A 26,261-nucleotide genomic window follows, 5' to 3' on the forward strand; every position below is an offset into this window, starting at 1 on the left:
AAAATTTACAGAATGCTCTAATATTAATAAATGAATCAGACATAAAATCAATCCCTTTCTGAGTATTCAGGAGTTTTAAATGAACTTTCTCGAATAAATTTTGTTTTATATTTTAGTGGAGAAAAAAACTAAACTCTAAAAACAAAATTATTTCTAGAGTTTAAGTATGTTTAATCTTAAGACGAACTAAAGAATGTCTTATTATAAGTAATCCATTACTTCTAAAATATTCTTATAAACCAAATCTAATTCTTCAGATGTAATACAATAAGGTGGAACGAGATACATTACGTTTCCTAACGGACGCATAATAATTCCCCTTTTCAGAAATTCATTATATGAAATTTTACCTATTTCATTAAAATAAGAAGTTTGTTTATCATTTTTAATTTCCCAAGCTAAAATAGTTCCGATCAATCTTACATTTTCAACTTTTGGATGTTGTTGTAATGTTTTGGAAAAATTTAAATGCTTCTCGTATATTAATTTAATATGAGTCAAAGTATCTTCTTTCAATAATAACTCCATACTTGCCAAAGCCGCGGTACAAGCTAACGGATTTGCAGTAAAAGAATGTCCATGAAATAAGGTTTTGTATTTATCATCCGACAAAAAAGCTTCGAAAATTTCATTGGAGGAAGTAGTAATTCCCATAGGCATTGTTCCTCCAGTTAATCCTTTTGAAAAACACATAATATCTGGTTTCTCAGAAAGGTAATTGGCAGCAAATAGTTTTCCTGTTCTCCCAAATCCGGTAAAGACTTCATCTTGAATCATTAAAACTTTCTGTTCTCTGCAAATTTTCATTAATACTGATAAGTCTTCCGCTTTGTGCATCAACATTCCTGCAGCTCCCTGAATCAGAGGTTCATAAATAAAGCAAGCTATTTCTTGCGAATGATTTTGAATAATTGCTTTTAAATCATTCAAATTTTCTGAAGTCGGTGTATCCATGAAAATAACTTCGAAAAGCATTTCTCCAAACGGTTTCGTCCAAACACTTCTTCCGCTTACCGACATTGCACCAAAGGTATCGCCATGATAAGCGTCTTTAAAAGCGAGAATTTTCGTCTTTTTCTTCCCTTGATTATACCAATATTGAATACACATTTTCAAAGCTACTTCAACAGCAGTCGAACCATTATCCGAATAGAAAACTTTTTGTTGATTATCAGGTAATAAACTTAATAAATTCTCCGAAAGCTGGACAGCGGGTTCATGTGTAAATCCGGCAAAAATGACCTGCTCCAACGTATTCAACTGCTCCGAAACCTTTTGTGCTATGTACGGATGTGCATGGCCGTGAATCGTTACCCACCATGAAGAAACCGCATCAATATATCGATTCCCTTGATTATCAAAAAGATAGACTCCTTTTCCTTTTACAATAGGAATTGTATCTTCGGCAATCTTCATTTGCGTATAAGGATGCCAATTGACGTCTTTGTCGCGTTGTTGTAAACTCATTGTAGAAATTAGATTTTAGAAATTATAAAAACAAACTCTTAACTTATAATTCACAGCTTATAACTTTTTCCGATGCTCTTTTCATTGGTTTTAATCCCAATGTCTGCAACATTTGCATATCCTCCGAAACTCCTGGATTTGGGGTCACCAAAAGGGTTTCTCTTTCTCCTGTAAAGATAGAATTGGCTCCTGCCATAAAACACCACCCTTGCTCAAATTCGGTCATTTCAATTCTTCCTGCGCTGAGTCGAACCATCGATGACGGCATAATTATTCTCGCTGTAGCAATCATTCTAACCATTTCCCAAGTATTCGTTTTTTCATTATCCTGAAGCGGTGTTCCTTCGACTCTAGATAATGCATTAATCGGAACAGATTCTGGATGTTTTGGCATTGTCGATAACGTTAAAAGCATCGAAATCCTGTCTCCGTGTGTTTCTCCAAGGCCTATAATTCCCCCTGAGCAAACGGTAATTCCTGCTTTTCTGACATTGTTAATAGTATTAATTCTGTTATCGAAAGTTCTTGTTGAAATAATTTCTTCATAATATTGTTCCGAAGTATCCAAATTGTGATTGTAAGCATACAATCCTGCTTCCTGAAGACGAATTGCCTGTTCCTCGGTAAGCATTCCTAACGTACAGCAAACTTCCATTCCAAGTTCGTTTACACCCTTTACCATGTCAATAACTCTATCGAAATCACGATTGTTACGAACTTCTCGCCACGCTGCTGCCATACAAAAACGTGAGGATCCACTGTCTTTTGCTTTTTGAGCATGTGCAATCACCTGTTCCGTCGGCAGCAAAGCCTGAACTTTTATATCCGTGTGATAACGTGCCGCTTGTCCACAATAAGAGCAATCTTCGGGGCAACCACCTGTCTTAATAGATAACAATGTCGACATTTGAACTTCTTCAGGATTGTGCCATTCGCGGTGAACGCTTGCTGCTTTGTAGATTAATTCTAGTAAAGGCTGATTATAAATTTCTTCGATTTCCTCTTTGGTCCAATCATTCCTCAATTTTGTTTTATCTCTCATATCTTTTCTAATTGTTTTGTAATACTTTCTATATTTTCTTTTGTTATGTTTTCGATTTCCGGAATTCTTATAATTTTTGTTTCTGATGAAATATTTTTACAAATAATCCTTTCAGTATCTGATGGGAAGTCTCCGTTGAGAATTAAATATTGCAATGTAATTTTTCTTTGATTTAAAAGCATTATCGACAATAAAGTATGATTGATACAACCTAAATAATTTTTGACAACCAATGCCGTTGGGAGATTTAATTCTTCAATTAAATCAATAATAAATTCACTGTCATTGATTGGAACCATGAGTCCCCCAGCACCTTCTACAATAAGATTATTTTTTGTTTCAGGAAGTTTTATTTTATTTAAATCAATAGTAATTCCTTCTTCTTTTGCAGATTGATGCGGTGATGCTGCCAACTGAAAACAGTAGGTTTCTGCATGGCAAACTGTATTTTTTCCAACCCATTTTTTGACTTTCATGGTGTCTGAAAAACCGAGATCTCCAGATTGAACGGGTTTCCAATACTCTGCATTAAAATATTTTGTCAAAATTGCCGAACAAACCGTTTTACCTATTTCTGTTCCGATTCCAGTAATAAATAATTTCATTTTTAAATGTTTTGCTTAATAATATTTGTAAGCGTTATAATATCCTCTTCTTTATTAAAACTATGCAAGCAGATCCTCAATCTTTCTGTTCCTTCTTTTACCGTGGGACTGAAAACAGCATATGTCAAAAATCCACTATCAAATAGAGTTTCTTTCAAAGCTATTAATTGACGATTATTGGTAATTAAAATTGCCTGAACTGGACTATTTTCTGAAGAAATACTTTGAAGGTTATGCTTTCGAAAAATTTTAATATTTTTCTTTAATTCAACGCATAAATGTTGATTTGCTTCTAGAAAATTATATCCTTCTTTTATACTCATCCATAGAAAATCATGTGCTGAAGTTGTATAGATAAAAGAGGCTGCGAAATTAATGAGGTAAGATTTAATTACTTCATTTGTTAAAATAGATGCACCATGCGTTCCCAAAGCTTTTCCGTAAGTAATTACCGTAGCTAAAACACTATTTTGCAAATGCAATTGAGCAACCAAACCATACCCAAAAACACCAAAAGCATGCGCTTCATCGATAATCAGATGTGCTTTATATTTTTTCGTTATTTCGACAATATCCTTAACAGGAGCAATATCCCCATCCATCGAATAAAGACTTTCAATCGCCACATAACAAATCCCATTTTGTCCTTTTAAAATTAGCTCTAAATGTTCAACATCATTGTGCTTAAATTTTAATTTCTTAGCATATGACATTTTACAAGCATCATGCACAGACCGATGAATTTTTTCATCCACAATAATCGTATCATGTCGATTTGGAAGTGTTGAAAACAGAGCTAAGTTCGCATTATATCCAGAAGGGAAAAGTAAAGCTGATTCAAATTTATGTTCTTTGGCAATGAAATCTTCGACTTCGGTAACAACAGAACTATTTCCACTTATTAATCTAGAGCCTGTGCTCCCTTTTAATAATTCGGGATTTTCTAAGATTTTTTTTAATAATAAATCCTGAAATTCTTTGTTTGTAGCCAATCCTAAATAATCATTGGAATAAAAGTCGATTCCTTTCTCTTTTGGTTTTAAAATTCTTAAGATTCCGTTTTCTTTTCTTTCTTCTAAAGCTTCCTTAAAATAGAGGAAATTATTGTGCATGATTCCATTTTGAAACCTCCTTTGAAATTGCATTAACCCACTGCTCATATAAATCTTTTTCAATGGTTAAAATAACTTCTGCATGAACCTTCCAGTCTTCCGAAAATTCCTCCAATTGATTAATCATTTCTTCCAAATGTCCCTCTTCTTCTAGAATAATTGATTTCACTATAATTTTGGAAGAAACCTTAGTTAAAATATCCTGATAAATAGGGTACAATTCATCAGCACGAACTTCAATAGCATAGGTCACAAATAAATAAGCCGCATATTTCAAATCTTCTTTATTCAAATTGAAATTCTGCTGAAGATATTTACAAGCTTTAATATCTAAAGAGTGTAAGTATTGCCTCGTTGCAATGGAAGCCAAAAGTTCATTATTTTTATACGTTTTGCAGACTTCAGGACTGATTTTTAAAATTTGTTTTTTCAGATAATAAGCGTGACGATGCTCTTCTGCTGCGTGTTTAAGTTGAATTAAACTAACTTTCGTCGGATGCTCGCAAGCAGATATTTTTCTTGCTCCTGCATTTTCCATGAAAGACAGCGTATTCAGCCATTTAGCATGCATTTCATTTTGCTGAACTATTTTTTGTAAAAGGTTGTAAAAATTCATTGTTTTTATTTGTGCGACAAAATTATTATCTTTCCGGACACTATAAGGTACCATTTTAAATATCATGAGTAGTCCGGTTAATATTCCTTTTCAAAGTTTCATATCTATAGATCGAGATTCTTCTACATCTATTTACTTACAAATTACTTTTCAGTTTATCAATGCTATCCAAAGAGGTTATCTACCTACTGGTCTGAAGTTACCTGGTAGTCGGACGCTTAGTGAACTTTTAGGTGTTCACAGAAAAACCATTATAGCAGTTTATGAAGAATTGGATGCGCAAGGTTGGGTTCAAATCCATTCCAATAGAGGGACATTTATTCTAGATAAAGAACCAGAAAAGATAAAAATTAAGAGCTCAGAATCTCTACAGCTTTATTCCTATCCAAGACAAACGGGATTTAGTTTCAATAAGACTAATATTCTTGATAATCCTTACGAATATGGTGATTTTTTGTATCGATGGAATGATGGTACTCCAGATTACAGAGTCACACAAATTGAGACCTTTACTAAATTTTATTCGGCTAGCTTAAAAAGAAAACAAAATCAAAAAAAATGGGCTTATTCTAAAGAAGAAGGAAGTATCTATTTTAGAAAGCAACTGTCTAATTATCTGAATTTGACTAGAGGATTACATATTTCAGATAAAAATATTCTTATAACAAGAGGAGTTGATGCAAGTATTTATATTATATCTCAAATTTTATTAGAAAAAGGAGACAAAGTTGTTGTTGCTGAAACAAGTTACTTTGCCATTAACATGATTTTTCAAAAAAATGGAGCCCAAATCCTAACAATTCCTATAGATAAATACGGTATACAAGTTGACAAATTAAGAGAATTATGTGAGCATACAACCATTAGGGCGCTATACCTTACACCACACAATCATTATCCTACAACTGTAACTTTAAGCGGTAGTAGAAGAATGGAACTTCTTCAACTTGCTGATGAATTTGGCTTTGTTATTTTAGAAGATGATTATGACTACGAATTTCAGTATGACAAAAACACCACACTTCCAATTGCCAGTGCAGACACCAACGGTATGGTGGTGTATGTAGGTTCTTTTGGAAAAACATTGCCACCAGGATTTAGAACTGGATTTGTTGTTGCTCCAGAAAATCTAATATATGAAATGCGAAAATATCTTGGCATTATTGATCGAGAAGGAGATATTATGATGGAACAGGTATTGGGGGAGTTAATAGAAGAGGGTGAAATACATCGTCACTTAAAAAAGTCAATAAAAATTTACCAGCAGCGTCGTAATAATTTTGCAAATATTTTAAAAGAGACATTCGGTAATGATATAAACTATCAAATTCCTACTGGTGGGCTTGCCTATTGGATAGAATGGCAAAAATCAGTTAATCTACTCAAAATAAGCCAAGAATGTGTTAAATATAATTTGTTAATTCCAAGAACATTACTTTATCAAAACAAATCTATCACTGCTATGCGAATCGGTTTCGGACATCTAACAACTGAAGAAATGAAAAATAGCATAGAAATATTATCAAAAAGTATAGTAAGCATATCCACCTCTCATTAATAATATGGGAGATAAGTAGATATTTATCACATAAGTAAGTTAAGTAGAAAGGTAAGGAATTAATTTAAAAATAAAAAACATGAATGTCTATTGCCTCTTTTAGAAAAATCATTTTTGCTTTTTTATAATATACTAAAGTAGAAAAACTTATAGCGAAATTTATAAAAAATTATGGTTGTATTGAAATTTATGAAAAATCGCTGCTTAAGATAATGTAAGAGTTACACTTTTATAAAACCCTATTATGGTCCTGAAAATTGGAGTTGTACAATAGTTATGCTTATATACATGTATTTACATATGTATATATTTACATATGTATATATTTATATATATCGTACTATAATCAAAAAATAAAGCCGTATCTTAATGTATACGGCTTGTCTATTATTTTTTAGATTCCTCTAAAGATAACTTTCTAAATTCTTTTAAAAGTTTCTCTAAAGCTAAAGATGATTTTCTCGCTCTAGTTCCAGCAGCTTTATTTTCTTTTTCCATTTGTAATTGAGCATCTGAATTGAACGTTTCAAATTCTGCGTTCAATTGTTCTAAAAGTTCTTTCATTATAATACTATTTTATGCAAATATAGCATTTGAAACAGTAATAGGGAGGAACTTTACATTAATATTTTAATGCTTTAAAATTGAAAATTATCGTAATCATCTTAAAAAGAAGACTAAATTATAAAACAATATTTAAATATAAAGCTATATTTATATTTAAATATGTATATATTTTTTTATATGTATATTTATATATATTACTATACATATATATTTTTAAATAAATGATAACAAGTAAGTTATTATGACACTTTACATTTAAAATTTTCATCTAATGAAAGCCTTCCCTCAAAATTCTTATCTTTCCACCTAAAAGATTTAACATCAGTTTGATCTCCTCTAAGTAATATTTCTACATCAATAAAAGATAAATTATAGTCAAAAATAGATGGCCAAATTATAAAATCACATTTAATATCTGATAAGTAATTAGTACAACCAAAGAATTTTTCCATTTTTAATACAGTACCGCTACACTTCGGACAATCTCCTAAAGAGTAATCAAATTGCACTTGAAAAGTACTGTCATTTACAAAAAGTTTTGCTTGAAAATTAATTCCTTGTTTTGAAGTAAAATTTAAAAAAGGAGTGTAGTTGCCAGTAACTAATAACCTTACAATATCTTCAGTCATTACAGTTCCATTATAAGAACGGTAAATAAACATTCCACATTTTCGATTAAAATAATTTTCACATCCCCAGCCTTGCTTTGTTCTTAGAATTTCGCCATCACAATTAACACACTTAACATTATCTACAATTTGATTTCCAAACTTATAATTAATATAACCGTGTACTATTTTTAATGCAGCTTCAAATTTTTCACCTTTATCATCCACAAAATCTGAATAAATTTTTGTTTCGTAATTGTGAAGTAAGTCAAATAGCATTTCGGGAGTGATAATTTTTTTCGAATAAGATTTATAAATAAAAAAATTGCACAACTGCTTATTATTTTCAACGAAATTACATTGAAATTTATCCTCAAACTCTAAAAGCTCCCCTTTGTTGCAAATGGGGCATGTACCAACTCGTTTCATTCTATAAAATTAGCTATTATTTACAAAAATTCGCCGGGCACTGGTGAAAATATCGTCTTTCCTTTTCGGACTTTTTTATCAATAATGGGTAAATGATTAAAAAAATTCCTTTTAAAATGGGAATATGATTTTGAACGTTTCTTATTTTAATTTTAATATTAATTTTAATATTAATTTTAAGTAACCGTTTTTTTAAGGTATAAAACATTGTTTACTAATGTTTTACACTCTATACTTTATGCTTTTTTGGGTAGTGGAATCTCGAAGTTATGGGTAGTAGAATATCGATTGAATGGGTAGTGGACAACAGACACCTGTTTTCTGCAACTCTGGGATATAAGATGAAAAATGACTGGGACTTGGGATTAAAATACCGTTTTGCAGGTGGAAATCCTTATACACCATATGATCTGGCAGCCTCACAACAAAACTATTTGTTGCTGGGCCAGGGAATTCCAGATGCTTCCTTATTGAACCAGAACAGACTTTCCAATTTCAACCAACTGGATTTCCGAGTGGATAAGAAATTCAACTTTAAAAAGACATCGTTGGGTATATATCTAGATGTACAAAACTTATTGATGCAAAAAAATGAAACCAAACCGAACTTTACGTTTAAGCGAAACGAAGATAATACAGGCTTTGTGACCACCAATGGACAACCTATTAGTTCTGATGGAAGCAACGCCATACCAGTTATTCTTTACAATAAAACTGGACATCCTTTACCTTCCCTTGGGCTAATCTTCGAGTTTTAACAGAAAAAATAATTAATTAAAAATCAAAATTATGAACATTACATTGTTAATTGTTGTGGGAATGCTAATATTGTCAATTGCAGCCCCCTTTATTTCGCTTTATGCTGTTTCTCAAATTAAGAAAAAGAACCTTGATGTCCACGTCAAAATTCAAAAACGATTGTTCTGGACCTGTATTGTTGCACTGATTATTTTAGAAGTTCAAATAAGGGTTTCGGGCGGATCAGGCAGTCTCGTTTCTAACAGTAAGTATACTGGGACGTTATTCTTTAATAGTTTATTGATTGCTCATATCATAGGTGCGGTAATCACCTATATTTTCTGGGGAATTACTGTTTTCAGTGCTAATAAGAATTTGAAAAAGAAAAAAACATTACCAGGAAAATATTCGACAGTACACAAAAAGTTAGGTTACGGAACTATCATAGGTCTATTTTATACCGCCATAACGGCTGCTATTGTTTGTACCATGGCTTTCTTTTTGTAAATCTAATTTCTCATGATAATATGTAGTCCTTTAATTTTACAACAGTAGGGAGAAAAACAGATGTTATGTTCTTTTTTATTTATGCTATCATATTTAGTAGCAGCAATATTCTTGATGTTCAATTGAGAATATTTTTTTGAATTTTGAAAAAAGTGAAGGAAGCTAAAGGAGTGGATAGAAGTCTTTCCACTCCTATTTTAACCCTAGAAAATCAAATGTGTAAACAGTTCTTTCTGCTCGTTCAGATGCTGATAATTTATTTTTTTAGTTTTCATTTTTTGTTCCATACTATCTAAATCAGAACTGTATTTTAGTTCTACGCCAACAACAGCCGGACCTTCTTCGCGGTTGTTCTTTTTAGTGAACTGGAAATAAGTAATGTCATCATTTTCTCCTAAGACATCATTTACAAATTCTTTTAATGCTCCTGGTCGTTGTGGAAAGTTGACGATGAAATAATGCTTCAATCCTTCAAACATCAAGGATCGCTCTTTTATTTCTTCCATTCTTGTAATGTCATTGTTGCTGCCACTAACAATGCACACCACATTTTTACCTTTGATTTGGTCTTTATACGAATCCAAGGCTGCAATACTCAATGCACCAGCTGGTTCTACAACAATGGCTTCTTCGTTATATAATTGTAAAATTGTTGTGCAAACTTTCCCTTCAGGCACTAAGACGATGTCATTTAACGAATGTTGGCAGATTTCAAATGTTTTGTCGCCCACCCGTTTTACGGCAGCTCCATCTACAAATTTATCAATGTTCGTCAATGCAGTATTTTTACCGTTTTCCAAAGATGTTTTCATAGAGGCTGCTCCTTGTGGTTCTATACCGATAAGGTTAGTTTCAGGACTCAATTGTTTAAAAACCGAAACGACCCCTGCTGCCAAACCGCCACCTCCAATTGGGAAGAATAAAAAATCAATTTTACATTTGCTGTCTTCCACAATTTCCAATCCTACAGTTCCTTGTCCGGAAATAACCAATTCATCATCAAACGGATGAACGAAAACTGCCTTATTCTTCTGGCTGAAAAGAAGGGCTTCGTTGTAGGCATCGTCAAAAGTATCACCTTTCAACACAACCTCTACATTTTCTTTTCCAAAGAGTTTTACCTGCTTTATTTTTTGTGCAGGTGTGGTAATAGGCATATAAATAACGGCTTTTATGTTCAGTTTTCTACACGCAAAAGCCACTCCTTGAGCGTGATTACCCGCACTTGCACATACAACGCCTAGTTTTATATCATTTTCGGAAAGCGAACTTATTTTATGATACGCTCCACGCAATTTGTAGGATCGTACAGGTTGTAAATCTTCCCGTTTCAAATAAACCTGAGCATCAAATCGCTCGCTCAGGTTTTCGTTTTTCACAAGAGGCGTATGCACAGCCACACCTTTCAGATTTTCGGCTGCCTCTTGTATTTTTGCTAAATGTATCATTTGGTTTGAGGTCTTAATTTTCGAACTTGCATTCCAGTTTGCCACAACTCACTTTGTTGTATTTCTTTGAGTTCTGCGTTGAGTTTTTCCCGGTAATCTTGCTTGCTATTGGCTTCGATAACGATGGCAGCTTCTTTTCCAGAAAGCACGTCATCATACAATTCATTAAAAACAGGCGTGGTGGCATCTCTAAATTTACCTTTCCAATCCAATGCGCCTCGTTGTGCGGTGGTGCTACAATTGGCAAACATCCAATCCATTCCGTTTTCGGCTACCAAAGGCATTAAACTTTGGGTTAGTTCTTCTACGGTTTCGTTAAATGCTTCGCTTGGTGAATGGCCTCGCTGACGAAGTACATGGTATTGCGCTTCAAAAACTCCTGCTATTGCTCCCATCAAAACGCCTCGTTCTCCGGTTAAATCGCTATATACTTCTTTTTGAAATGTGGTTTCAAACAAATAGCCCGATCCAATGGCAATGCCTAATGCCAAGGCTTTCTCTACTGCTTTTCCTGTAGCATTTTGAAAAACAGCATAGCTAGAATTTAGACCTTGTCCTTTTAAAAATAATGTTCGTAACGATGTTCCCGAACCTTTTGGGGCGACTAAAAATACATCTACATCTTTGGGCGGAACGATGCCGGTTTTTTCGTAAAATGTTACGCCAAAACCGTGTGAAAAATATAATGATTTCCCTGCAGTTAAATGTTTTTTCATCGTTTCCCACGCTTGAATTTGCCCGGCGTCTGATAATAAATTCATCAGCAAAGTGCCTTTTTCACAAGCAGCTTCTACTTCAAAAAGGGTTTCGTTTTCTACCCAACCATCTGCCAATGCTTTGTCCCAGCTTTTTGTTCCTTTTCGTTGACCTACAATAACTTTCACACCGTTATCTTTCAAATTTAATGCTTGTCCGGGCCCCTGTACGCCGTAACCGATTACGGCTACGGTTTCGTTTTTTAATATTTCTCTTGCTTTCTCTAATGAAAACTCTTCTCGTGTTACGACATTTTCCAGTACGCCGCCAAAATTTAATTGTGCCATTTTATATTGTATTATTTTTTTTAATTGATTTCTAATTCTTTTAAATAAGTGCTTAATTCTTTCATTGGTTTGGTAACTGCTACTCTTCCTGAGCGGGCAAATTCCAGAATACCAAAGGGTTTCAATTTCTCAAATAAAACCTGTGTATCTTCTTTGTGCCCTGTTTTTTCAATGACGATAAAATCGGGATCTACGGTGAGAACTTTGGCACTATTTTCTCTAACCACTTGCTCTACATTGTTGGATTTAAGTTCTGTTGTTTTGATTTTATATAGCGCAATTTCCTGATGTACTACTTCATTATCTTCGTGTACAAAGGCTTTCAGAACATCAATTAATTTGTCGATTTGCCCAACAACTTTATCTATTTGTTCTCTGTTTGTTCTCAAAACGATAGTGTAACGGTGTACATTTTTAACCTCTGTTTCAGAAGCGGTGATGCTGTCAATATTCAAATGTCGTCTTGTAAATATGATGGTGATGCGGTTGAGCATTCCGATTGTATTTTCCGTAAATATGGATACGGTAAACTGGCGGTCTAAGGATTTCATTTTATTTATTTTTTTAATTTATTGTAATCGAATTTCAGCAACAGAAGCTCCTGTGGGAACCATCGGGAAAACATTGTCTTCTTTGGCTACTTTCACTTCTAGTAGAAAGGCATTTTCTGTGTTTAAAAGCTGATCTAAAACATGGCTTAGATCTTCCTGTTTTTCTACTTTTAGTCCTTTGATGTTGTAAGAAGCCGCCAATGCTACAAAATCTGGACTTTGAATGTCGGTAAACGAATATCTTTTCTCGAAGAACATTTGTTGCCACTGTCGCACCATTCCTAAATATCCATTGTTTAAGATGATAATTTTTACCCCGATATTATTCTGCATGATGGTTCCCAATTCCTGCAAAGTCATTTGGAAACCGCCATCCCCAATGATGGCTATTACTTGTTTTTCTGGGTTTGCCATTTTTGCTCCGATAGCGGCCGGAAGTGCAAAACCCATTGTTCCCAATCCGCCAGAGGTAACATTGCTTTTGGTTTGATTGTATTGATAAAACTGTGCTGCCATCATTTGATGCTGTCCCACATCGGTTACTATCACTGCATTGCCATTGGTTTTTTGAGAAAGTAAATCGATGACCAAATCCATTCTTAATTCATCAGAAAAATCTTTATTCCTGTTTCTAGACAAGACCTGCAATTCATTTTCTTTTGCCTGTTGAAATTCATCCAACCAACGTTGATGATTTTGCTTTTCTACCAGATCCGTCAATAACGCTAATGCTTCTTTAGCATCGGCTAAAACGGGTGCATTTGCTTTGATGATTTTATTAATTTCGGCAGCGTCAATGTCTATGTGAACCACTTTTGCTTGTTTTGCATAACGAGAAACATCGCCCGTCACACGATCGTCAAACCGCATTCCGACTGCTAAAAGGACATCGCACTCATTGGATTTTACATTAGGCGCGTAATTACCGTGCATACCAACCATACCCACAAATTGGGGGTGATTTGCCGGGAAAGCACCCAGTCCCAAAAGTGTGGAAGCCACCGGAACGCCAGTTTTTTCGGCAAAAGCCAGTAATTCTTCTTCCGCATTGGAAAGCATAATACCTTGACCAACAATCATCAATGGTTTTTTTGCGTGATTGAGCAGCTTGCTTGCTGCTTGAAGTTGACTTACGTTCATTTTGGGTATCGGCTGGAAACTTCTAACCGCTGTACACTTTTCGTAAGAGAAAACCAGCTTTTCAAACTGAGCATCTTTGGTAATGTCCACCAAAACAGGTCCCGGACGGCCAGACGAGGCAATATAAAATGCTTTAGCTAAAGCAGGAGCGATATCTGCCGCTTTGGTAACCTGGCAATTCCATTTGGTTACAGGCATTGAAATCCCCATCACATCAGTTTCTTGAAAAGCATCCGTTCCCAAAAGGTGAGAAGCCACTTGTCCGGTGATGCAAACCAAGGGCGTAGAATCGATCAATGCATCGGCTAAACCCGTGATTAAATTGGTAGCACCTGGCCCTGAAGTTGCGAATACAACGCCTGTTTTTCCAGAAGTCCGGGCATAGCCCTGAGCAGCGTGAATAGCACCTTGTTCGTGTCTTGTCAGTACGTGGTTTATTTCTTCAAGATAATCAAACAGGGCATCGTAGATGGGCATAATCGCACCACCCGGATAACCAAATATTGTTTTTACCCCTTCGGCTTTTAGGCTTTGTATCACCGCATCTGCACCTATGGTTTGCAGCAGCACCGAAGTTTGTTTGGGTGTTTCTAATTCCGTTGTTTTCATTTTAAATTTTATTTATCGGTTACACAGCCTAAAGAAGCGCTTGAAACACATTGTGCGTATTTGAACAAAACACCTTTATTTGCTTTTAAGGAAGGTTGTTTCCAGGCAGCTTTTCGTTTTTCCAATTCTTGTTCGGAAACTTTTAAGTTTATCGTATTGTTTTTAGCGTCAATCGCAATGATATCGCCATCCTTTACCAAAGCAATTGTTCCGCCTACAAAAGCCTCCGGTGTGATATGACCTACAACAAAACCGTGGGTGCCGCCTGAAAATCTGCCATCGGTAATTAATGCTACTGAACTGCCTAATCCAGCACCCATTATCGCTGAAGTCGGCTTAAGCATTTCAGGCATTCCCGGTCCGCCTTTTGGTCCGCAGTAACGGATTACTACCACATTGCCAGGTTTTACTTCTCCGTTTCGAACGCCATCAATCACGGCATATTCATCGTCAAAAACTTTGGCAGTTCCTTCAAAATAATCACCTTCTTTACCGCTTATTTTAGCGACACTTCCTTCGGTAGCCAGATTTCCGTAGAGCATTTGCAGATGTCCGTTTGCTTTTACCGGATTTTCTAAGGGAAGAAATACTTGCTGACCTTCGGTTAAATCCTGCACCGATTCTAAATTTTCGGCAATGGTTTTTCCGGTGACCGTTAAGCAATCGCCGTGCAGTAAATGGTTTTTCAATAAATACTTCATCACGGCAGGAATTCCTCCTACCTCGTGCAAATCTTCCATCAGGTATCTGCCGCTCGGTTTCAAATCTGCCAATACGGGAACACGGTTGCTAACCTTTTGGAAATCATCCAAAGTAAGTTCTATATCTACCGAATTTGCCATAGCGATCAGGTGCATCACGGCATTGGTAGAACCTCCCAAAACGGTGACCATAGTCATTGCGTTTTCGAATGCCTTTATGGTCATAATGTCTTTGGGTTTGATGTCTTTTTCCAACAATGTCTGAATGGCTTTTCCGGTATCAAAACATTCGGTTTTTTTATTGCTGCTCAATGCTGGATTAGAAGAACTATAAGGCAAACTCATTCCTAAAGCTTCAATAGCGGAAGCCATCGTGTTTGCTGTGTACATCCCGCCGCACCCGCCCGCTCCGGGACAAGCGTTTTTAATTACTCCTTTGTAGTCTTCATCAGAAATCGTATTGCCAAATTTTTTACCCAAAGCCTCGAAAGCCGAAACGATATTGAGCGATTCGCCTTTCCATTTTCCGGAATGAATGGTTCCGCCATACACCATGATGGCAGGACGGTTTAATCTTCCCATAGCGATGATCGATCCAGGCATATTTTTGTCGCATCCCACAACTGCTAAAACTGCATCGTACCACTGTGCACTCACCACTGTTTCTATAGAATCTGCAATGATATCTCTTGAAACCAAAGAGAATCGCATTCCATCTGTTCCATTAGATATCCCATCACTTACTCCAATGGTATTAAATATCAAACCGACTAAATTTTCTTGCTGTACACCTGCTTTTACTTCTTTCGCCAAATCGTTGAGATGCATATTGCAGGGATTTCCTTCGTAACCCATACTCACAATTCCCACTTGTGCTTTTTGCAAATCTTCTTCCGTTAATCCTATGGCATAAAGCATGGCTTGTGCAGCAGGTTGGGTTTCATCTTGCGTGATGGTTTTGCTGTATTTGTTGAGTGTTTTCATTAGTTGAAATGGTTTTGTTTTAATGGATCTCTGACCAAAAGTGAATAGGCATTTTGAAGTTTTTTACCCAAGGAGTCGTTCCAGTTTGTAGGAAATTGACAATCATCTACCGATGCTATTCCCACCACTTCGGCAGCTGTTCCACAGTAAAATGCACTGTCGGCTTGGAACAAATCTTCTTTGGTGAATTTTCCCTGTTCTACCTCCAGACCTAATTCATCTGCTAATTCCAAAACCGTAGATCTGGTAATGCCTGGAAGGATATTTCCAAATTGCGGCGTGAATAATTTTCCGTCTTTTTCGAAAAACAAATTAGCACCCGGACCTTCGGCCAAGAAACCATCGCTATCCAAAAGTAATGCTTCATCAAAACCATTGTCTTTTGCTTCGTTGGTTGCTAGGATAGAATTGACATAATGACCGCAGACTTTTGCTTCGATATGGATTGATTTTGGATGCGGACGGCAATAGGAAGAGACCGTTAACCGCAATAATTTTTCGCCTAAATATGCTCCCCAATCCCAAGCAGCAATCAACACGGAAACGCTGGTAGGTTTTGATAAGCTCATATTTTGTCCGCAATACACCAATGGTCGGATATAGGCATTTTTTAAGTTGTTTTTTTCCAGTAATTCATAGGTGGCTTCTACCAATTCTTGCACCGTGTAGTTGAAAGGAATTTTGACCAGTTCACATGATTTTTTTAGGCGTTCGTAATGCTCTTCTGCTTTAAAAACCTTGGTTCCGTGTTCTGTTTCATAAGAACGAATTCCTTCAAAAGCACCGTAACCATAATGAAGGGTTTGACTATACAAATTGGTTGTGGAATCGTTGGCTTTTACAAATTTTCCGTCTAAATAAAGCAATGTTTCGTTGTTGAAATACATGTTTGTTTTTATTTTTTATTGAATTGTTATTTGATTTCTTGGGCATAAAAAAAGCCTTTCCCGAAAGTGAGAAAGGCTTACAATTTGACATACAGCAGCATTCCTCACGGTGGCGAGTTGATAATAATAATGCTGATAATAATAGTGTAGTTATATAAGTTCATCTTTGTTTAATATAATTTAAAAAAAAGCCCTTCTTGAAATGAGAAAGGCTTACAATTTGGTATATAGCAGCATTTCTCACAATAGCGAGTTCATAATAATGCTGATAATAATAGTGTTATATAAATTCATCTTTGTTTAATATAAGTTAAAAAAAAAGCCTCCTGATTTCTCGGGAGGCTTTCAAATATATCTTTCGATTACATAAAAATTATTCCTCCCCGGAATGTGAAATCACACCCGAAATAATAATAGAAGAAATAATAATTGAATTGTACATTTTTTTCTGTTTTTCAGGTGCAAATTTAACTCGTAATTATTAATCCTACAAATTTTTTATGATTTTTTAATTTGAAATTTCTAAGGGTCGGATACATTGGAAAAAAAGAATTCTAATTATGCGGTTACTAGTTGATTACAATTATATTTATTACAAACCCGTAGTGCATTATAAAAAAGTTGCTCAAAACACTAATAATTAGTATATTGTATTGATTGACAATCAGATACAATTATAAGCAACTTAGAAGCAAGTTACAAATTAATTTTAATCGAATTACATAAAATAGCAGAATTTAAAAATATGTATTTCAAGCCAATAAAGCTGGAGAATCTGGTCACTTTAACCAGAATAACATGGTCAAGTTAAACCAGAATTAGGTGATCACTTTCACCAGAATCAGGTGGTCAATTTGACCAGATTCTCCAATCAAGCTTCATTTGCTCTTTATTAATGAGTTTATTGCCATAAATGAGTTCCGTTTTTAGAGATTTTAAAAAGCTTGGAAAAAACAGTTAAATTGACCACTTAATTCCAGTTTAAATTGGAATTAGGTGGTCAATTTAACTGGAATTTGCAACTATACTATTAGTGTCTCATTAAAAACTAGATTGATGCATTACTTAAATATATATAAGTATATATTTATATATAGATATTGCTAAATCACACGTAATTTCAAACTTTCATCTAAAGATAAACAACCTTCAAAAGACTTAGAATTCCATTCAAAAGATTTAGATTCAGTAGAATCACCTGATAAAATAATCTCGACATCTAAAAAAGATATTTCATACCCAAAAATGGAAGGCCAAATTATAAAATCACATTTTATATCACTTAGAAAATTACTACACCCGTAAAATTTTTCCATTTTCATGATTGAACCAAATTTACATTTTGGACAATCTCCAATTTTATAATCAAAAAGAACACGAAAATCAGAATCATTTACATACAATTTAGCAGTAAAATATTTTCCTGAATTTGATAAAAAATTTGAAATAAATGGAGTCATTTCGCCAGAAACTAAAAGTTTTACATGATCATCAGTAAGATTTACACCGTTATAAGATCGGTAAACAAACATTCCACACCTCTTTAAAAAAAAATTTTCGCAACCAAAGCCTTTTAACGAACGATAAATTTCTCCCTCGCAATTTACACACTTACAATTTTCTAAAATTTGATTTTTAAATTTAAACCCTATAAATCCATTTGAAATTTTAAGAGCAGCTTCAAATTTTTGCCCCGATTCATTTACAAAATCACTATAAAACTTAGTTTCATGATTTAAAATTAAATCTAAAACGATTTCTAAATTTAAATTTTTTCCAGAATAGCTTTTATAAATAAAAAAATTACAAAAAGTTTGATCAGAATGCATGAAATTACATTGAAACTTATCTTCAAATTCTAAAAGTTGTCCTTGGTAACAAATCGGACAAGTTCCTATTTTTTTCATTTATTTTTTTTTCAAATTTACAAAAATTAAATCCGCCGGGGCCTTGGTGAATTTCGTTCCTTTTCGGACTTTTTCATCAATAATGGGTAAAATATTAAAAAAAATCCTTTTAAAAGGGGTATATTATATTTTGGCTATTTCTTTTATTAATTTTAAATATAATTTTAAATATAATTTTAAAGATATTTATTTATAAATTAAAACTATTTGATTTACATAGTGTTATGGTTTGTTTAGTCATGAATTTTGGGGAGTGGAATTTCGAAGTTTTGGGGAGTGGAATTTCGAAATATTGGCCAGTGGAATTTCGATTTTTGGGCAGTGGAATTTCGCTAAAAAAAGTGGAATATTCAAATGGGTAGTGGAATTTCGATTTTAGGGCAGTGGAATTTCGATTTTTTCCATTAAAAAACTATCCAAACTAGCCCAAAAGCTAAATGGGTAGTGGAATTTCGACGTAAAATGAGTATTTAATCTATAACACCATCTAAAATGGGTAGTGGAATTTCGATTTATTATTGTTTTTTTAAAATCTTTAATCATATTCTGAGTGGTGGAATTTCGAAAAAGTGTTTTTACTCCCTTTATTTCTAAAAAGAGAAAAATAAAAATACATCTGTATAAGTAAAGTTACACAAAATCCTACTAAATGACTACTAAAAATAGTGGTAATATACCTTTGTGGGTGGTGGAATTTCGAAAATAACTTGTGTTTGATTGGATAGTTAGAAAATAAATCGCATTCTAAAATTAAATAGGTAGTGGAATTTCGAATATCAATTTAATTTGCCTTAAAGTGCTAAAAAACGTGATGGGTAGTGGAATTTCGAATATCAATCTAATTTGCCTTGGAGTGCTAAAAAACGTGATGGGTAGTGGAATTTCGAAAATATATAAGAAGAAATAAGAACATAAAAAATTATAAAAAATGACAGAGACAAACGAAGTAAGTAATAAAAACAGAAATTTTAGGTAGTGGAATTTCGATTTTAAATTTAAAAATAGAAAATAAAAAGATTTTTAAGTACTAAAAAATAACAACCGAAAACAATCAGAACTATTATGGGCAGTGGAATTTCGACATCTTTGCTAGTCCGGGAATATCAAAATAATCTGAAAACGCATCGATATTATAGATATATAAAAAAACACCCCTAAATTGGAGTGTTAAATATTGGAAATCCGTTAGGAACAAACTCGGCCTGTTTGGTCAATTTATAGATTGTAACGATCTCTTCTTGAATCTCATCTAATAAATTACCAAATGGTATGTCGGTAATTAGAGGGCAATTATTATCTTTTCTGCGTTGCCTATTGTATTTTTTTACTACATTTTGATAGGCCGAACTAAAAAGAAATTTAGCACTAAAATCTTCAGAGAATATTTTTTCCAATCGGTTATATTCATCTTCAGTAATCTTGTGACGTTTCTTAATGTAAGAAAGTTTATATAGTTTAAATTGGTCGTCTTGTGACTTTAGGCTTTTCGCTTCTTCAGCAGCTTCTCCGATAGATTTTAGTTCATATCGAATAATCCCTAAATATCCACCTTTGATTGAACTATTAAAAGAAAAAGAAGATGACTTATCTAAAACCTTTTTGATAGGGTCCAAAAAGCCTTTTTTAAGCGACCTAAGGTCTTTATAATTAATTGCCCAAGTCTTGTTCATAAATTCCAAAGTAACCTTTGTACCGTTCTCTTTTAAAGTATTTAACCAAAGTGCGAATAAAAAGTGCTTATGAGACTTTAAAGAATAAACCAGAGAATACAAAACGTAATTATAATTGGCTAAGGCAACAATCTTTTTAAACCAGTATGGATTGATAAAAAAAGACACCTGTCCCTTGTAAATGGTAGGGTCGATGATCAAACCACCATAGAACTGTTTTTTTTCAACCTCTCCTTTAGGATTTAAAAAAGAGACTGTATGCCATTCTTGTTTGAAATTAACCAAGAATTGCAATCCATTTTTAATTGTTTCGATATTTCTTGAAGAAGATATATCTGATGTTTTCATTACAATCTTAGCATAAGACTCATCATCAGTTAGATAGGTTTTCTTAAATAAATCCAATTGCAGACTATCAGATGGTTGGTCTTGTTTATATTGAAACTGTCTATTACGAAGAATATCTAAAATATTTACAATAATACGATTAGCTTCAATAGGCATTGCCTCTTTTAATACAAAATCGCCATCAATAAAATGGAAAAAAAGATCTCGATAAAATTCATTCGAAATCTTAACCTTATCAGACTTTGAGTGACTTACAAAGGTTTCTTTAACTTTATTATCTCTTCCTTCCACGATGAATAATTTTGCTATTAAATAAGAATAATCTTATTCTAAATTTTGAGTTAATTTAATGATTATTAAGTTTTATTCCAAATCAATATTCCATATATTTGCAATACGAAAAGGAAGATTTTACCTTAATTGGTTTTATTTTTCGATAGAGGAGCGTTAGCTCCTCTATTTTTTTATTCTAAAATACTAGGGTCTAGTAGGGTTTTTACCATTCAAATAATTAGCTACTTGTTGCTGAGTCTCTTTATCATAAACATTACAAAAAAGCCACTTTTTATCTCCAACAAAAGTTTGATCAAAATATTGAACCAAACGTTTAACACCATTTGATCCATTGACCGCTCGATACTTTACCCAGTTTCCATCTAGTAACTTAACGTTTACAACAAAAACTCTATTTGTGCTTTGCATAATAACGTTTTACAAATTCTTGGTATTCATCATTATAAACAGTTAAGAGTGCATCATTAATAAGTTCCTTAACCGTTAATCCGTCTACCAGAGAGGCTTTGTTCTTTAAAAAAACAATCATCTCATTTGGAATTTTCACATAAAATCCTTTTTCAGTAGCAGCGATTGGCTTTTGAACAGGAACAACCTTCTGAATAGGAGTTTCAACATTTGATTTTTTTACCTGGTTTACTAAAGCAGACAAATCCATTTTTTTAGCCATTACTTAAAAGTTTTGTAATTAATTCAGTTGTTAAATTTTGTAATTGATTATTTGCTTTATGCTTCACCTCTACCCCTTTAGTAACAATACTATTTGTGATTGCATCATAATCATTAATAATACTATTGGCAATGGGAATTTGAAGCTCATTAAAGTTTTCAGTTAATTTTTCCTTTAAAGAAGAATTTGACTTAATACGGTTAAAAACAATAATAGAACGATCTACAGCTTCATTTTCTTTAATAATTTGAACTGTTTTATCGATAGCCAATAAATCATTAATACTTGCTTGTGTAGGTATAACAATAAGATTAGCCAGTTTAACTAAGGCATGAATTTCTTCGAAAATATACGGAGGTGTATCGATAATAATAAAATCAAAATCTGAATGAGGAATTTTCTTTACATCTCGATCAACATCAATATAAGTCAATTGATCATTCAGTTCTCTAACCTGTAATAAAGTTCCTTGATAATCCCAATCAATCAAGCCCACTTTAGCGTGTTGATTTAGTAAATTGGCTACATTAAATGATAATGTACTCTTACCAACTCCACCTTTTTGATGGGTAAATAAAATAATTTTTGCCATAGTATTTTTATTATTTAAATCAAAAGTACTAATATATATATAAATATACAAACATAGAGATATATAAATATATATTTATATACACAATTAGATATTAAAATATTTATTATCAATAATTTATAAATAAATATAATATTAAAAAATTTCTAATTTCTTCCCCGAAGGGGAAATTTATTCTGCCCCTTAAAGTAATAAGCGGCAGAATAAATTAGTATTTCAAAAACGAATAGGCTTTGTTTGACAAGGTAAAAGCCTCCTGCATGGTTAACGTTTTATCCTCGCAGTTAGATTGATTTAACCAACTTTTAAGATAAACGATCGAATTTATAAATTGATGAGTATAATCGAATTCAGAAGAAAAAAGCAACGCCCCTATTTCGGCTACTAATTCTTCAAATGCATAAGCATTACGTCCATCTACGAATGTATCATCAAAACGATCTAATCTTGATTTGTGACCTGTCCAGTGGGTAATTTCATGAAATAAAGTACTATAATAAAAATGTTCATCTTTAAAAAAGGTAGTCAAAGGCATACAAATTTTATCTAAAGAAGGAGAATAAAAAGCAATATCTTGCGCATTATGTTCAAGTTTTAAACCTTTTTTTTCAATCAGTTTTAAAACAAAATCCTCCGCAGATTCATTTAAAGAAATTTCAGAAATTTCATTTTCAGAATCAGAAACATTTTTAAAATCACATGCTTCAAAATTTTCTATATCCTCGACACTAAAAACGCGATAAACTTTTAAGAAACTACGCACTGTAAAGTTTTTCTGTTCAGTTGAAGAAAGTTTTAAATAGTCCGATCGTGAAATCCTCTGTTTGGTTTCTTTATGTTTAATATCAAAATTAAAGTATTGAATCGGAACGGATTTAGATCCCTTTTTTAGCTTTCCATTAGCCTGACTAATTTGAGAAAACGTAGCATAATAAAAACTTTTTCTTTCGTGAATTAAAATATCAATAGCTAAGATTAGTTTGTTGTAACGTGTGTATTTACATTTAGAAACAATATTTGAAGGAGAAAAAACCAAATTATCTTTTAAAAAATGATCCCAATTAGATGGTTCTAATTTCTCTATGTTGTCAATAATAGTATTAAAAAAAACATCATTAATATTCTTTGAAGCTTCGCCTTTGGCATTTTCTGTTTCTTTTGAAGTATTTACAGAACGGTTAGATTTTACATTTGATTTCATAGGATTAAAAGTTTTAGAATTAATGAACTGATTTAATATTCTTAGTTAGCTTACGCTTTATGGCTTTTCTGTGCCAAAAACACTAAATCAGTAAAGAGTATGAAGTCAAGAAAAAGAAGACTCAGAATGAGTAACTACTTTTTCGGTAAATTTTTTTAGGAATCTTTGCGAGTAAATAAAACAACATTGAAGCAAGACTTCATTATTTTTTGAATGATTATGAAGTCTTGCCTCAATATTTGATTTCTGCGAAGTAAAAACCTCAAAAGATTTTTACTCCTACTCACTGATTTAATTTTGCATCAAGAAAACCATAGATAAGGCGAAAGAAAACTCTAGAATATAATCGGTTAAATAGTTCAATACAACTTTAAGAACAATGGAATTAAGTAGAAAAATCAAGCGTTATTAATACTTTAAAAACTAAATATTCATTTTAAAATAGGGAGCAATATTTCTAATTTGATTAAAAAATGAGGTCGTTTAATCTTCATATTTGAATGAAGTTTAAACACGATTGCCCTTAAAAATAGGTTTTCAATGTTTTCTTTAAAACTGATTTTTAAGGTTTTAATCCAATTTATCTACTAAAGGGTGGGTGGGAAACATATAAATATATCTTTATGTAAATATATAAATATATAAATATATATCTATATATAATAATTCAATTAAGATATCCAGAAGGAAGCTATTTGCCTTTTTTATTTATATTTATATCAGACAAGGACTAAAATAAAGAATTTAATACGAATATTTATAATATAAAAACGTAAAGAATTAAAACTAAGTACTGGTGTAGGTTTATCTTTTGTTCGTGATTTCGAACAGGGGAAGAAAATGCATCGCCTAGAAAAATTGAACAGTGCATAAACCTTATTAGGTAAATAAGTAGGTGTATATAGAGAACGAAGACAATAATGGACAGACGAACAAAAATAATCAACTTAAAAAATAAAGTCTAAGAATTCTAAATTAAAGATAAGTAAAGCAATACGAATATCAAAAAAAAGGGATTATTCATTTATAAGTTTAACGGAATCTCGATTCAATGCAGACTAATATATATTTATATATAGATATACTATAATCAAAAAAGTCCGAAAGGAAACTAAATTATTCAATCAAAAACGTCAAGATCTGACACAAGTGCATTTTAACTTTACGGGATCGTCGATTTGAGTAAATTTGTACTATGTATGCCTTAGTTGATTGTAATAATTTTTATGCAAGTTGTGAGCGTGTTTTCAATCCGAAATTACGTCACGTTCCGATTGTTGTTTTAAGTAATAACGATGGGTGTGTTATCGCACGTTCAAATGAGGCAAAGGCACTTGGAGTACCGATGGGAGCACCAGCGTTTGAATACAGAGATTTATTTTTAGAAAAGGGAATACAGGTTTTTTCTTCGAACTATGCTTTGTACGGGGACATGAGCAATCGGGTAGCAACAATTTTAAAAAAATACAGCCCTGAAGTAGAAGTATATTCAATCGATGAATGTTTTCTAAGATTAAAGGGGTTTGAAAAATATGATTTAACAGCGTATAGCTTAAAGATTCGAAAAGACATCTTAAAATGTACTTTAATACCAACCTGCGTTGGAATTGCTCCAACAAAAGCACTTGCAAAGGTAGCCAATCGTATCGCAAAGAAGTTTTCGCAGCTAAATGGAGTACATTGTATAGATACTGAAGAGAAACGAATTAAAGCCTTAAAATGGCTCGACATAGAAGATGTTTGGGGAATAGGTAGACAATTCTCAAGAAAACTAAAATCTAGAGGTGTTCATAAGGCAATACACTTTACTCAATTATCCGATAATTATGTTCGAAAAGAATTCTCAGTTGTAGGCTTGCGTTTAAAAAAAGAATTAGAGGGCATTTCAGTTTTAGAATTAGAGGAAATTACAAACAAAAAAAACATTGCTATTACCCGTTCATTTGATAAAACGTATACAGAAAAGGAGTATCTAGAAGAGCGAATTTCAACCTTCGCGGCAACTTGTGCCGAAAAGTTAAGAAATCAAAAATCAACCTGTAGAATTGTAACCGTTTTTATTTTGACAAATCGATTTCAGACAGAAAAAGAACAGTATTATAAATCCATAAATGTAACAATACCATTTGATACAAATTCAAATATTGAAATATCAAAATACGCTAAAAGAGGATTAGACATCATTTTTAAAGAAGGCTATTCTTATAAAAAGGCAGGAGTTATAGTCAGTGGAATTGCTCCCGAAGATGAAAAGCAGTTTAATCTATTCGAAGATGAACCAGTACATCATCGAAAGATTATGACTGTAATGGATAAACTTAACTTTAAATACGGCCATAAAATGATAAAAATAGGTTCTCAAGCACTTGATCAAACCTGGAAGATGCGTCAGGACCTATTGAGTCCAAATTATACAACTAAGTGGAATGAAATATTAGAAATCAGATGATAAATTTTATAAAGGCACCAAAGTTTGGAGATGAATTAGAGAATCTATCCATAAATAAAGAAGGACAAAAATATTTTGCGGAATTTCATGGAGGCATACGAGCAGGATTTCCATCTCCCGCAGAAGATTTCTTATCAGACAGAGTAAGCCTTGACGAAAGGTACCTTTCAAAAATAGGAAGCACATTTGTTAATAGGGTAAGGGGTCTTTCAATGTATCCAGAATATTTAGATGGAGATTTAATAATTATTAGATCAGATTACGAAGCACAAAATGGAGATGATATTGTCGTTTCAATAAATGCGTCAGACTACACTTTAAAGAGATATGACAAAAAAAATTCAACCCTAATGGCATTGAATCCTAAATATTCCGAATCAGTAAAAATTGAAGAAAATGATGAAGTAGTCATACTTGGAGTAGTAGATACAATAATCAGAGAAAAGAAAAAAAGATATTAGCTAGTAAAAAGACATCACATATAAATATATATTTATATATAAATATATGTCAAATAT

At 33.0% G+C, this 26,261-nt stretch carries 24 protein-coding genes and 1 pseudogene; 6 read left to right on the plus strand and 19 right to left on the minus strand.

Features of this window, described 5'->3' with window-relative positions; genetic code table 11:
• Positions 1 to 201: 201 nt before the first annotated feature.
• Genes bioA through EG240_RS10850 form a run of 5 tightly spaced genes read right to left on the minus strand, consistent with a single transcriptional unit; the run spans position 202 to position 4,842 of the window.
• Entirely contained in the window at positions 202 to 1,467 is a 1,266-nt protein-coding gene (gene bioA / locus EG240_RS10830; protein WP_125019415.1) for an adenosylmethionine--8-amino-7-oxononanoate transaminase, read from the minus strand.
• A 43-nt stretch (positions 1,468 to 1,510) separates the two neighbouring features.
• Positions 1,511 to 2,509 (minus strand): biotin synthase BioB, encoded by a 999-nt coding sequence (gene bioB / locus EG240_RS10835; protein ID WP_125019416.1) that lies wholly within the window; start codon positions 2,507 to 2,509, stop codon positions 1,511 to 1,513.
• Complete coding sequence (gene bioD / locus EG240_RS10840; protein ID WP_125019417.1) at positions 2,506 to 3,114, minus strand: dethiobiotin synthase; 609 nt, start codon at positions 3,112 to 3,114, stop codon at positions 2,506 to 2,508. The genes bioB and bioD overlap by 4 nt, the downstream gene beginning before the upstream one ends.
• A 2-nt stretch (positions 3,115 to 3,116) precedes the next feature.
• Entirely contained in the window at positions 3,117 to 4,226 is a 1,110-nt protein-coding gene (locus EG240_RS10845) for an aminotransferase class I/II-fold pyridoxal phosphate-dependent enzyme (protein WP_125019418.1), read from the minus strand.
• Positions 4,216 to 4,842 (minus strand): hypothetical protein, encoded by a 627-nt coding sequence (locus tag EG240_RS10850; protein WP_125019419.1) that lies wholly within the window; start codon positions 4,840 to 4,842, stop codon positions 4,216 to 4,218. The genes EG240_RS10845 and EG240_RS10850 overlap by 11 nt, the downstream gene beginning before the upstream one ends.
• A 64-nt stretch (positions 4,843 to 4,906) precedes the next feature.
• Between EG240_RS10850 and EG240_RS10855 the strand changes: the two genes are divergently transcribed.
• Positions 4,907 to 6,400, plus strand: coding sequence for an aminotransferase-like domain-containing protein (locus EG240_RS10855; RefSeq protein ID WP_125019420.1), 1,494 nt, complete (start codon positions 4,907 to 4,909; stop codon positions 6,398 to 6,400).
• 387 nt (positions 6,401 to 6,787) lie between these two features.
• Here the strand turns inward: EG240_RS10855 and EG240_RS10860 are convergent, their stop codons facing one another.
• Positions 6,788 to 6,964 (minus strand): histone H1, encoded by a 177-nt coding sequence (locus tag EG240_RS10860; protein ID WP_090410428.1) that lies wholly within the window; start codon positions 6,962 to 6,964, stop codon positions 6,788 to 6,790.
• Between the two features lie 242 nt (positions 6,965 to 7,206).
• Complete coding sequence (locus EG240_RS10865) at positions 7,207 to 8,004, minus strand: topoisomerase C-terminal repeat-containing protein (RefSeq protein ID WP_125019421.1); 798 nt, start codon at positions 8,002 to 8,004, stop codon at positions 7,207 to 7,209.
• A 269-nt stretch (positions 8,005 to 8,273) separates the two neighbouring features.
• On the opposite strand from EG240_RS10865, the gene EG240_RS10870 reads away from it, so the two are divergent.
• Both EG240_RS10870 and EG240_RS10875 read left to right on the plus strand, forming a co-directional pair.
• A complete protein-coding gene (locus tag EG240_RS10870; protein WP_125019422.1) occupies positions 8,274 to 8,762 on the plus strand; it encodes a hypothetical protein in 489 nt (162 codons plus the stop codon).
• A 31-nt stretch (positions 8,763 to 8,793) separates the two neighbouring features.
• On the plus strand, positions 8,794 to 9,249 hold the full coding sequence (locus tag EG240_RS10875) for a DUF420 domain-containing protein (protein WP_124643026.1): 456 nt from the start codon (positions 8,794 to 8,796) through the stop codon (positions 9,247 to 9,249).
• A 203-nt stretch (positions 9,250 to 9,452) separates the two neighbouring features.
• Here the strand turns inward: EG240_RS10875 and ilvA are convergent, their stop codons facing one another.
• From ilvA to EG240_RS10905, 6 genes are read right to left on the minus strand one after another with little or no spacing between them, the layout of a single operon-like run.
• Positions 9,453 to 10,697 carry a threonine ammonia-lyase IlvA gene (gene ilvA, locus EG240_RS10880; protein ID WP_125019423.1) on the minus strand — a complete coding sequence of 415 codons (1,245 nt, stop codon included), beginning with the start codon at positions 10,695 to 10,697 and terminating at the stop codon, positions 9,453 to 9,455.
• Complete coding sequence (ilvC, locus tag EG240_RS10885) at positions 10,694 to 11,740, minus strand: ketol-acid reductoisomerase (RefSeq protein ID WP_125019424.1); 1,047 nt, start codon at positions 11,738 to 11,740, stop codon at positions 10,694 to 10,696. The genes ilvA and ilvC overlap by 4 nt, the downstream gene beginning before the upstream one ends.
• A 20-nt stretch (positions 11,741 to 11,760) precedes the next feature.
• Positions 11,761 to 12,291 carry an acetolactate synthase small subunit gene (gene ilvN, locus EG240_RS10890; RefSeq protein ID WP_125019425.1) on the minus strand — a complete coding sequence of 177 codons (531 nt, stop codon included), beginning with the start codon at positions 12,289 to 12,291 and terminating at the stop codon, positions 11,761 to 11,763.
• Between the two features lie 18 nt (positions 12,292 to 12,309).
• Positions 12,310 to 14,040, minus strand: a complete 1,731-nt coding sequence (gene ilvB, locus EG240_RS10895; protein WP_125019426.1) for a biosynthetic-type acetolactate synthase large subunit — start codon at positions 14,038 to 14,040, stop codon at positions 12,310 to 12,312.
• A gap of 8 nt (positions 14,041 to 14,048) precedes the next feature.
• Positions 14,049 to 15,725: a dihydroxy-acid dehydratase gene (gene ilvD / locus EG240_RS10900; RefSeq protein WP_125019427.1), complete on the minus strand. Its 1,677-nt coding sequence runs from the start codon at positions 15,723 to 15,725 to the stop codon at positions 14,049 to 14,051.
• On the minus strand, positions 15,725 to 16,612 hold the full coding sequence (locus tag EG240_RS10905) for a branched-chain amino acid transaminase (RefSeq protein WP_125019428.1): 888 nt from the start codon (positions 16,610 to 16,612) through the stop codon (positions 15,725 to 15,727). The genes ilvD and EG240_RS10905 overlap by 1 nt, the downstream gene beginning before the upstream one ends.
• 676 nt (positions 16,613 to 17,288) lie before the next feature.
• Between EG240_RS10905 and EG240_RS17140 the strand changes: the two are divergent.
• A pseudogene (locus EG240_RS17140) lies at positions 17,289 to 17,378 on the plus strand (IS982 family transposase); the annotation flags it as partial.
• A 337-nt stretch (positions 17,379 to 17,715) separates the two neighbouring features.
• Here EG240_RS17140 and EG240_RS10910 read toward each other — a convergent pair.
• From EG240_RS10910 to EG240_RS10935, 6 genes are all read right to left on the minus strand, one after another.
• Entirely contained in the window at positions 17,716 to 18,519 is an 804-nt protein-coding gene (locus tag EG240_RS10910; protein ID WP_125019429.1) for a topoisomerase C-terminal repeat-containing protein, read from the minus strand.
• Between the two features lie 1,154 nt (positions 18,520 to 19,673).
• Positions 19,674 to 20,828 (minus strand): hypothetical protein, encoded by a 1,155-nt coding sequence (locus EG240_RS10915; RefSeq protein WP_125019430.1) that lies wholly within the window; start codon positions 20,826 to 20,828, stop codon positions 19,674 to 19,676.
• Positions 20,829 to 21,014: 186 nt separating this feature from the next.
• Entirely contained in the window at positions 21,015 to 21,239 is a 225-nt protein-coding gene (locus EG240_RS10920) for a hypothetical protein (protein WP_125019431.1), read from the minus strand.
• The gene (locus EG240_RS10925) at positions 21,223 to 21,501 is read right to left on the minus strand and encodes a hypothetical protein (protein WP_125019432.1); all 279 of its coding nucleotides are present in this window, start codon (positions 21,499 to 21,501) and stop codon (positions 21,223 to 21,225) included. Before EG240_RS10925 ends, EG240_RS10920 begins: the two co-directional genes overlap by 17 nt.
• Positions 21,494 to 22,093, minus strand: a complete 600-nt coding sequence (locus EG240_RS10930) for a ParA family protein (protein ID WP_125019433.1) — start codon at positions 22,091 to 22,093, stop codon at positions 21,494 to 21,496. The genes EG240_RS10925 and EG240_RS10930 overlap by 8 nt, the downstream gene beginning before the upstream one ends.
• Positions 22,094 to 22,301: 208 nt before the next feature.
• Positions 22,302 to 23,294 carry a zincin-like metallopeptidase domain-containing protein gene (locus EG240_RS10935; RefSeq protein WP_125019434.1) on the minus strand — a complete coding sequence of 331 codons (993 nt, stop codon included), beginning with the start codon at positions 23,292 to 23,294 and terminating at the stop codon, positions 22,302 to 22,304.
• 1,195 nt (positions 23,295 to 24,489) lie between these two features.
• Here EG240_RS10935 and EG240_RS10940 point away from each other — a divergent pair.
• Both EG240_RS10940 and EG240_RS10945 read left to right on the plus strand, forming a co-directional pair.
• Positions 24,490 to 25,743 (plus strand): Y-family DNA polymerase, encoded by a 1,254-nt coding sequence (locus tag EG240_RS10940; RefSeq protein WP_125019435.1) that lies wholly within the window; start codon positions 24,490 to 24,492, stop codon positions 25,741 to 25,743.
• The gene (locus EG240_RS10945; RefSeq protein ID WP_125019436.1) at positions 25,740 to 26,204 is read left to right on the plus strand and encodes a LexA family protein; all 465 of its coding nucleotides are present in this window, start codon (positions 25,740 to 25,742) and stop codon (positions 26,202 to 26,204) included. Before EG240_RS10940 ends, EG240_RS10945 begins: the two co-directional genes overlap by 4 nt.
• Positions 26,205 to 26,261: the final 57 nt, after the last annotated feature.

Origin of the sequence: Paenimyroides tangerinum (assembly GCF_003865405.1) — a bacterium.
Lineage (GTDB): Bacteria > Bacteroidota > Bacteroidia > Flavobacteriales > Flavobacteriaceae > Flavobacterium > Flavobacterium tangerinum.

Bases quoted from the DNA above. Each gene is read 5' to 3' on its own strand.
- bioA (WP_125019415.1), bottom strand. From the start codon at position 1,467: ATGAGTTTACAACAACGCGACAAAGACGTCAATTGGCATCCTTATACG.
- bioB (WP_125019416.1), bottom strand. From the start codon at position 2,509: ATGAGAGATAAAACAAAATTGAGGAATGATTGGACCAAAGAGGAAATC.
- bioD (WP_125019417.1), bottom strand. From the start codon at position 3,114: ATGAAATTATTTATTACTGGAATCGGAACAGAAATAGGTAAAACGGTT.
- EG240_RS10845 (WP_125019418.1), bottom strand. From the start codon at position 4,226: ATGCACAATAATTTCCTCTATTTTAAGGAAGCTTTAGAAGAAAGAAAA.
- EG240_RS10850 (WP_125019419.1), bottom strand. From the start codon at position 4,842: ATGAATTTTTACAACCTTTTACAAAAAATAGTTCAGCAAAATGAAATG.
- EG240_RS10855 (WP_125019420.1), top strand. From the start codon at position 4,907: ATGAGTAGTCCGGTTAATATTCCTTTTCAAAGTTTCATATCTATAGAT.
- EG240_RS10860 (WP_090410428.1), bottom strand. From the start codon at position 6,964: ATGAAAGAACTTTTAGAACAATTGAACGCAGAATTTGAAACGTTCAAT.
- EG240_RS10865 (WP_125019421.1), bottom strand. From the start codon at position 8,004: ATGAAACGAGTTGGTACATGCCCCATTTGCAACAAAGGGGAGCTTTTA.
- EG240_RS10870 (WP_125019422.1), top strand. From the start codon at position 8,274: ATGGGTAGTAGAATATCGATTGAATGGGTAGTGGACAACAGACACCTG.
- EG240_RS10875 (WP_124643026.1), top strand. From the start codon at position 8,794: ATGAACATTACATTGTTAATTGTTGTGGGAATGCTAATATTGTCAATT.
- ilvA (WP_125019423.1), bottom strand. From the start codon at position 10,697: ATGATACATTTAGCAAAAATACAAGAGGCAGCCGAAAATCTGAAAGGT.
- ilvC (WP_125019424.1), bottom strand. From the start codon at position 11,740: ATGGCACAATTAAATTTTGGCGGCGTACTGGAAAATGTCGTAACACGA.
- ilvN (WP_125019425.1), bottom strand. From the start codon at position 12,291: ATGAAATCCTTAGACCGCCAGTTTACCGTATCCATATTTACGGAAAAT.
- ilvB (WP_125019426.1), bottom strand. From the start codon at position 14,040: ATGAAAACAACGGAATTAGAAACACCCAAACAAACTTCGGTGCTGCTG.
- ilvD (WP_125019427.1), bottom strand. From the start codon at position 15,725: ATGAAAACACTCAACAAATACAGCAAAACCATCACGCAAGATGAAACC.
- EG240_RS10905 (WP_125019428.1), bottom strand. From the start codon at position 16,612: ATGTATTTCAACAACGAAACATTGCTTTATTTAGACGGAAAATTTGTA.
- EG240_RS10910 (WP_125019429.1), bottom strand. From the start codon at position 18,519: ATGAAAAAAATAGGAACTTGTCCGATTTGTTACCAAGGACAACTTTTA.
- EG240_RS10920 (WP_125019431.1), bottom strand. From the start codon at position 21,239: ATGCAAAGCACAAATAGAGTTTTTGTTGTAAACGTTAAGTTACTAGAT.
- EG240_RS10925 (WP_125019432.1), bottom strand. From the start codon at position 21,501: ATGGCTAAAAAAATGGATTTGTCTGCTTTAGTAAACCAGGTAAAAAAA.
- EG240_RS10930 (WP_125019433.1), bottom strand. From the start codon at position 22,093: ATGGCAAAAATTATTTTATTTACCCATCAAAAAGGTGGAGTTGGTAAG.
- EG240_RS10935 (WP_125019434.1), bottom strand. From the start codon at position 23,294: ATGAAATCAAATGTAAAATCTAACCGTTCTGTAAATACTTCAAAAGAA.
- EG240_RS10940 (WP_125019435.1), top strand. From the start codon at position 24,490: ATGTATGCCTTAGTTGATTGTAATAATTTTTATGCAAGTTGTGAGCGT.
- EG240_RS10945 (WP_125019436.1), top strand. From the start codon at position 25,740: ATGATAAATTTTATAAAGGCACCAAAGTTTGGAGATGAATTAGAGAAT.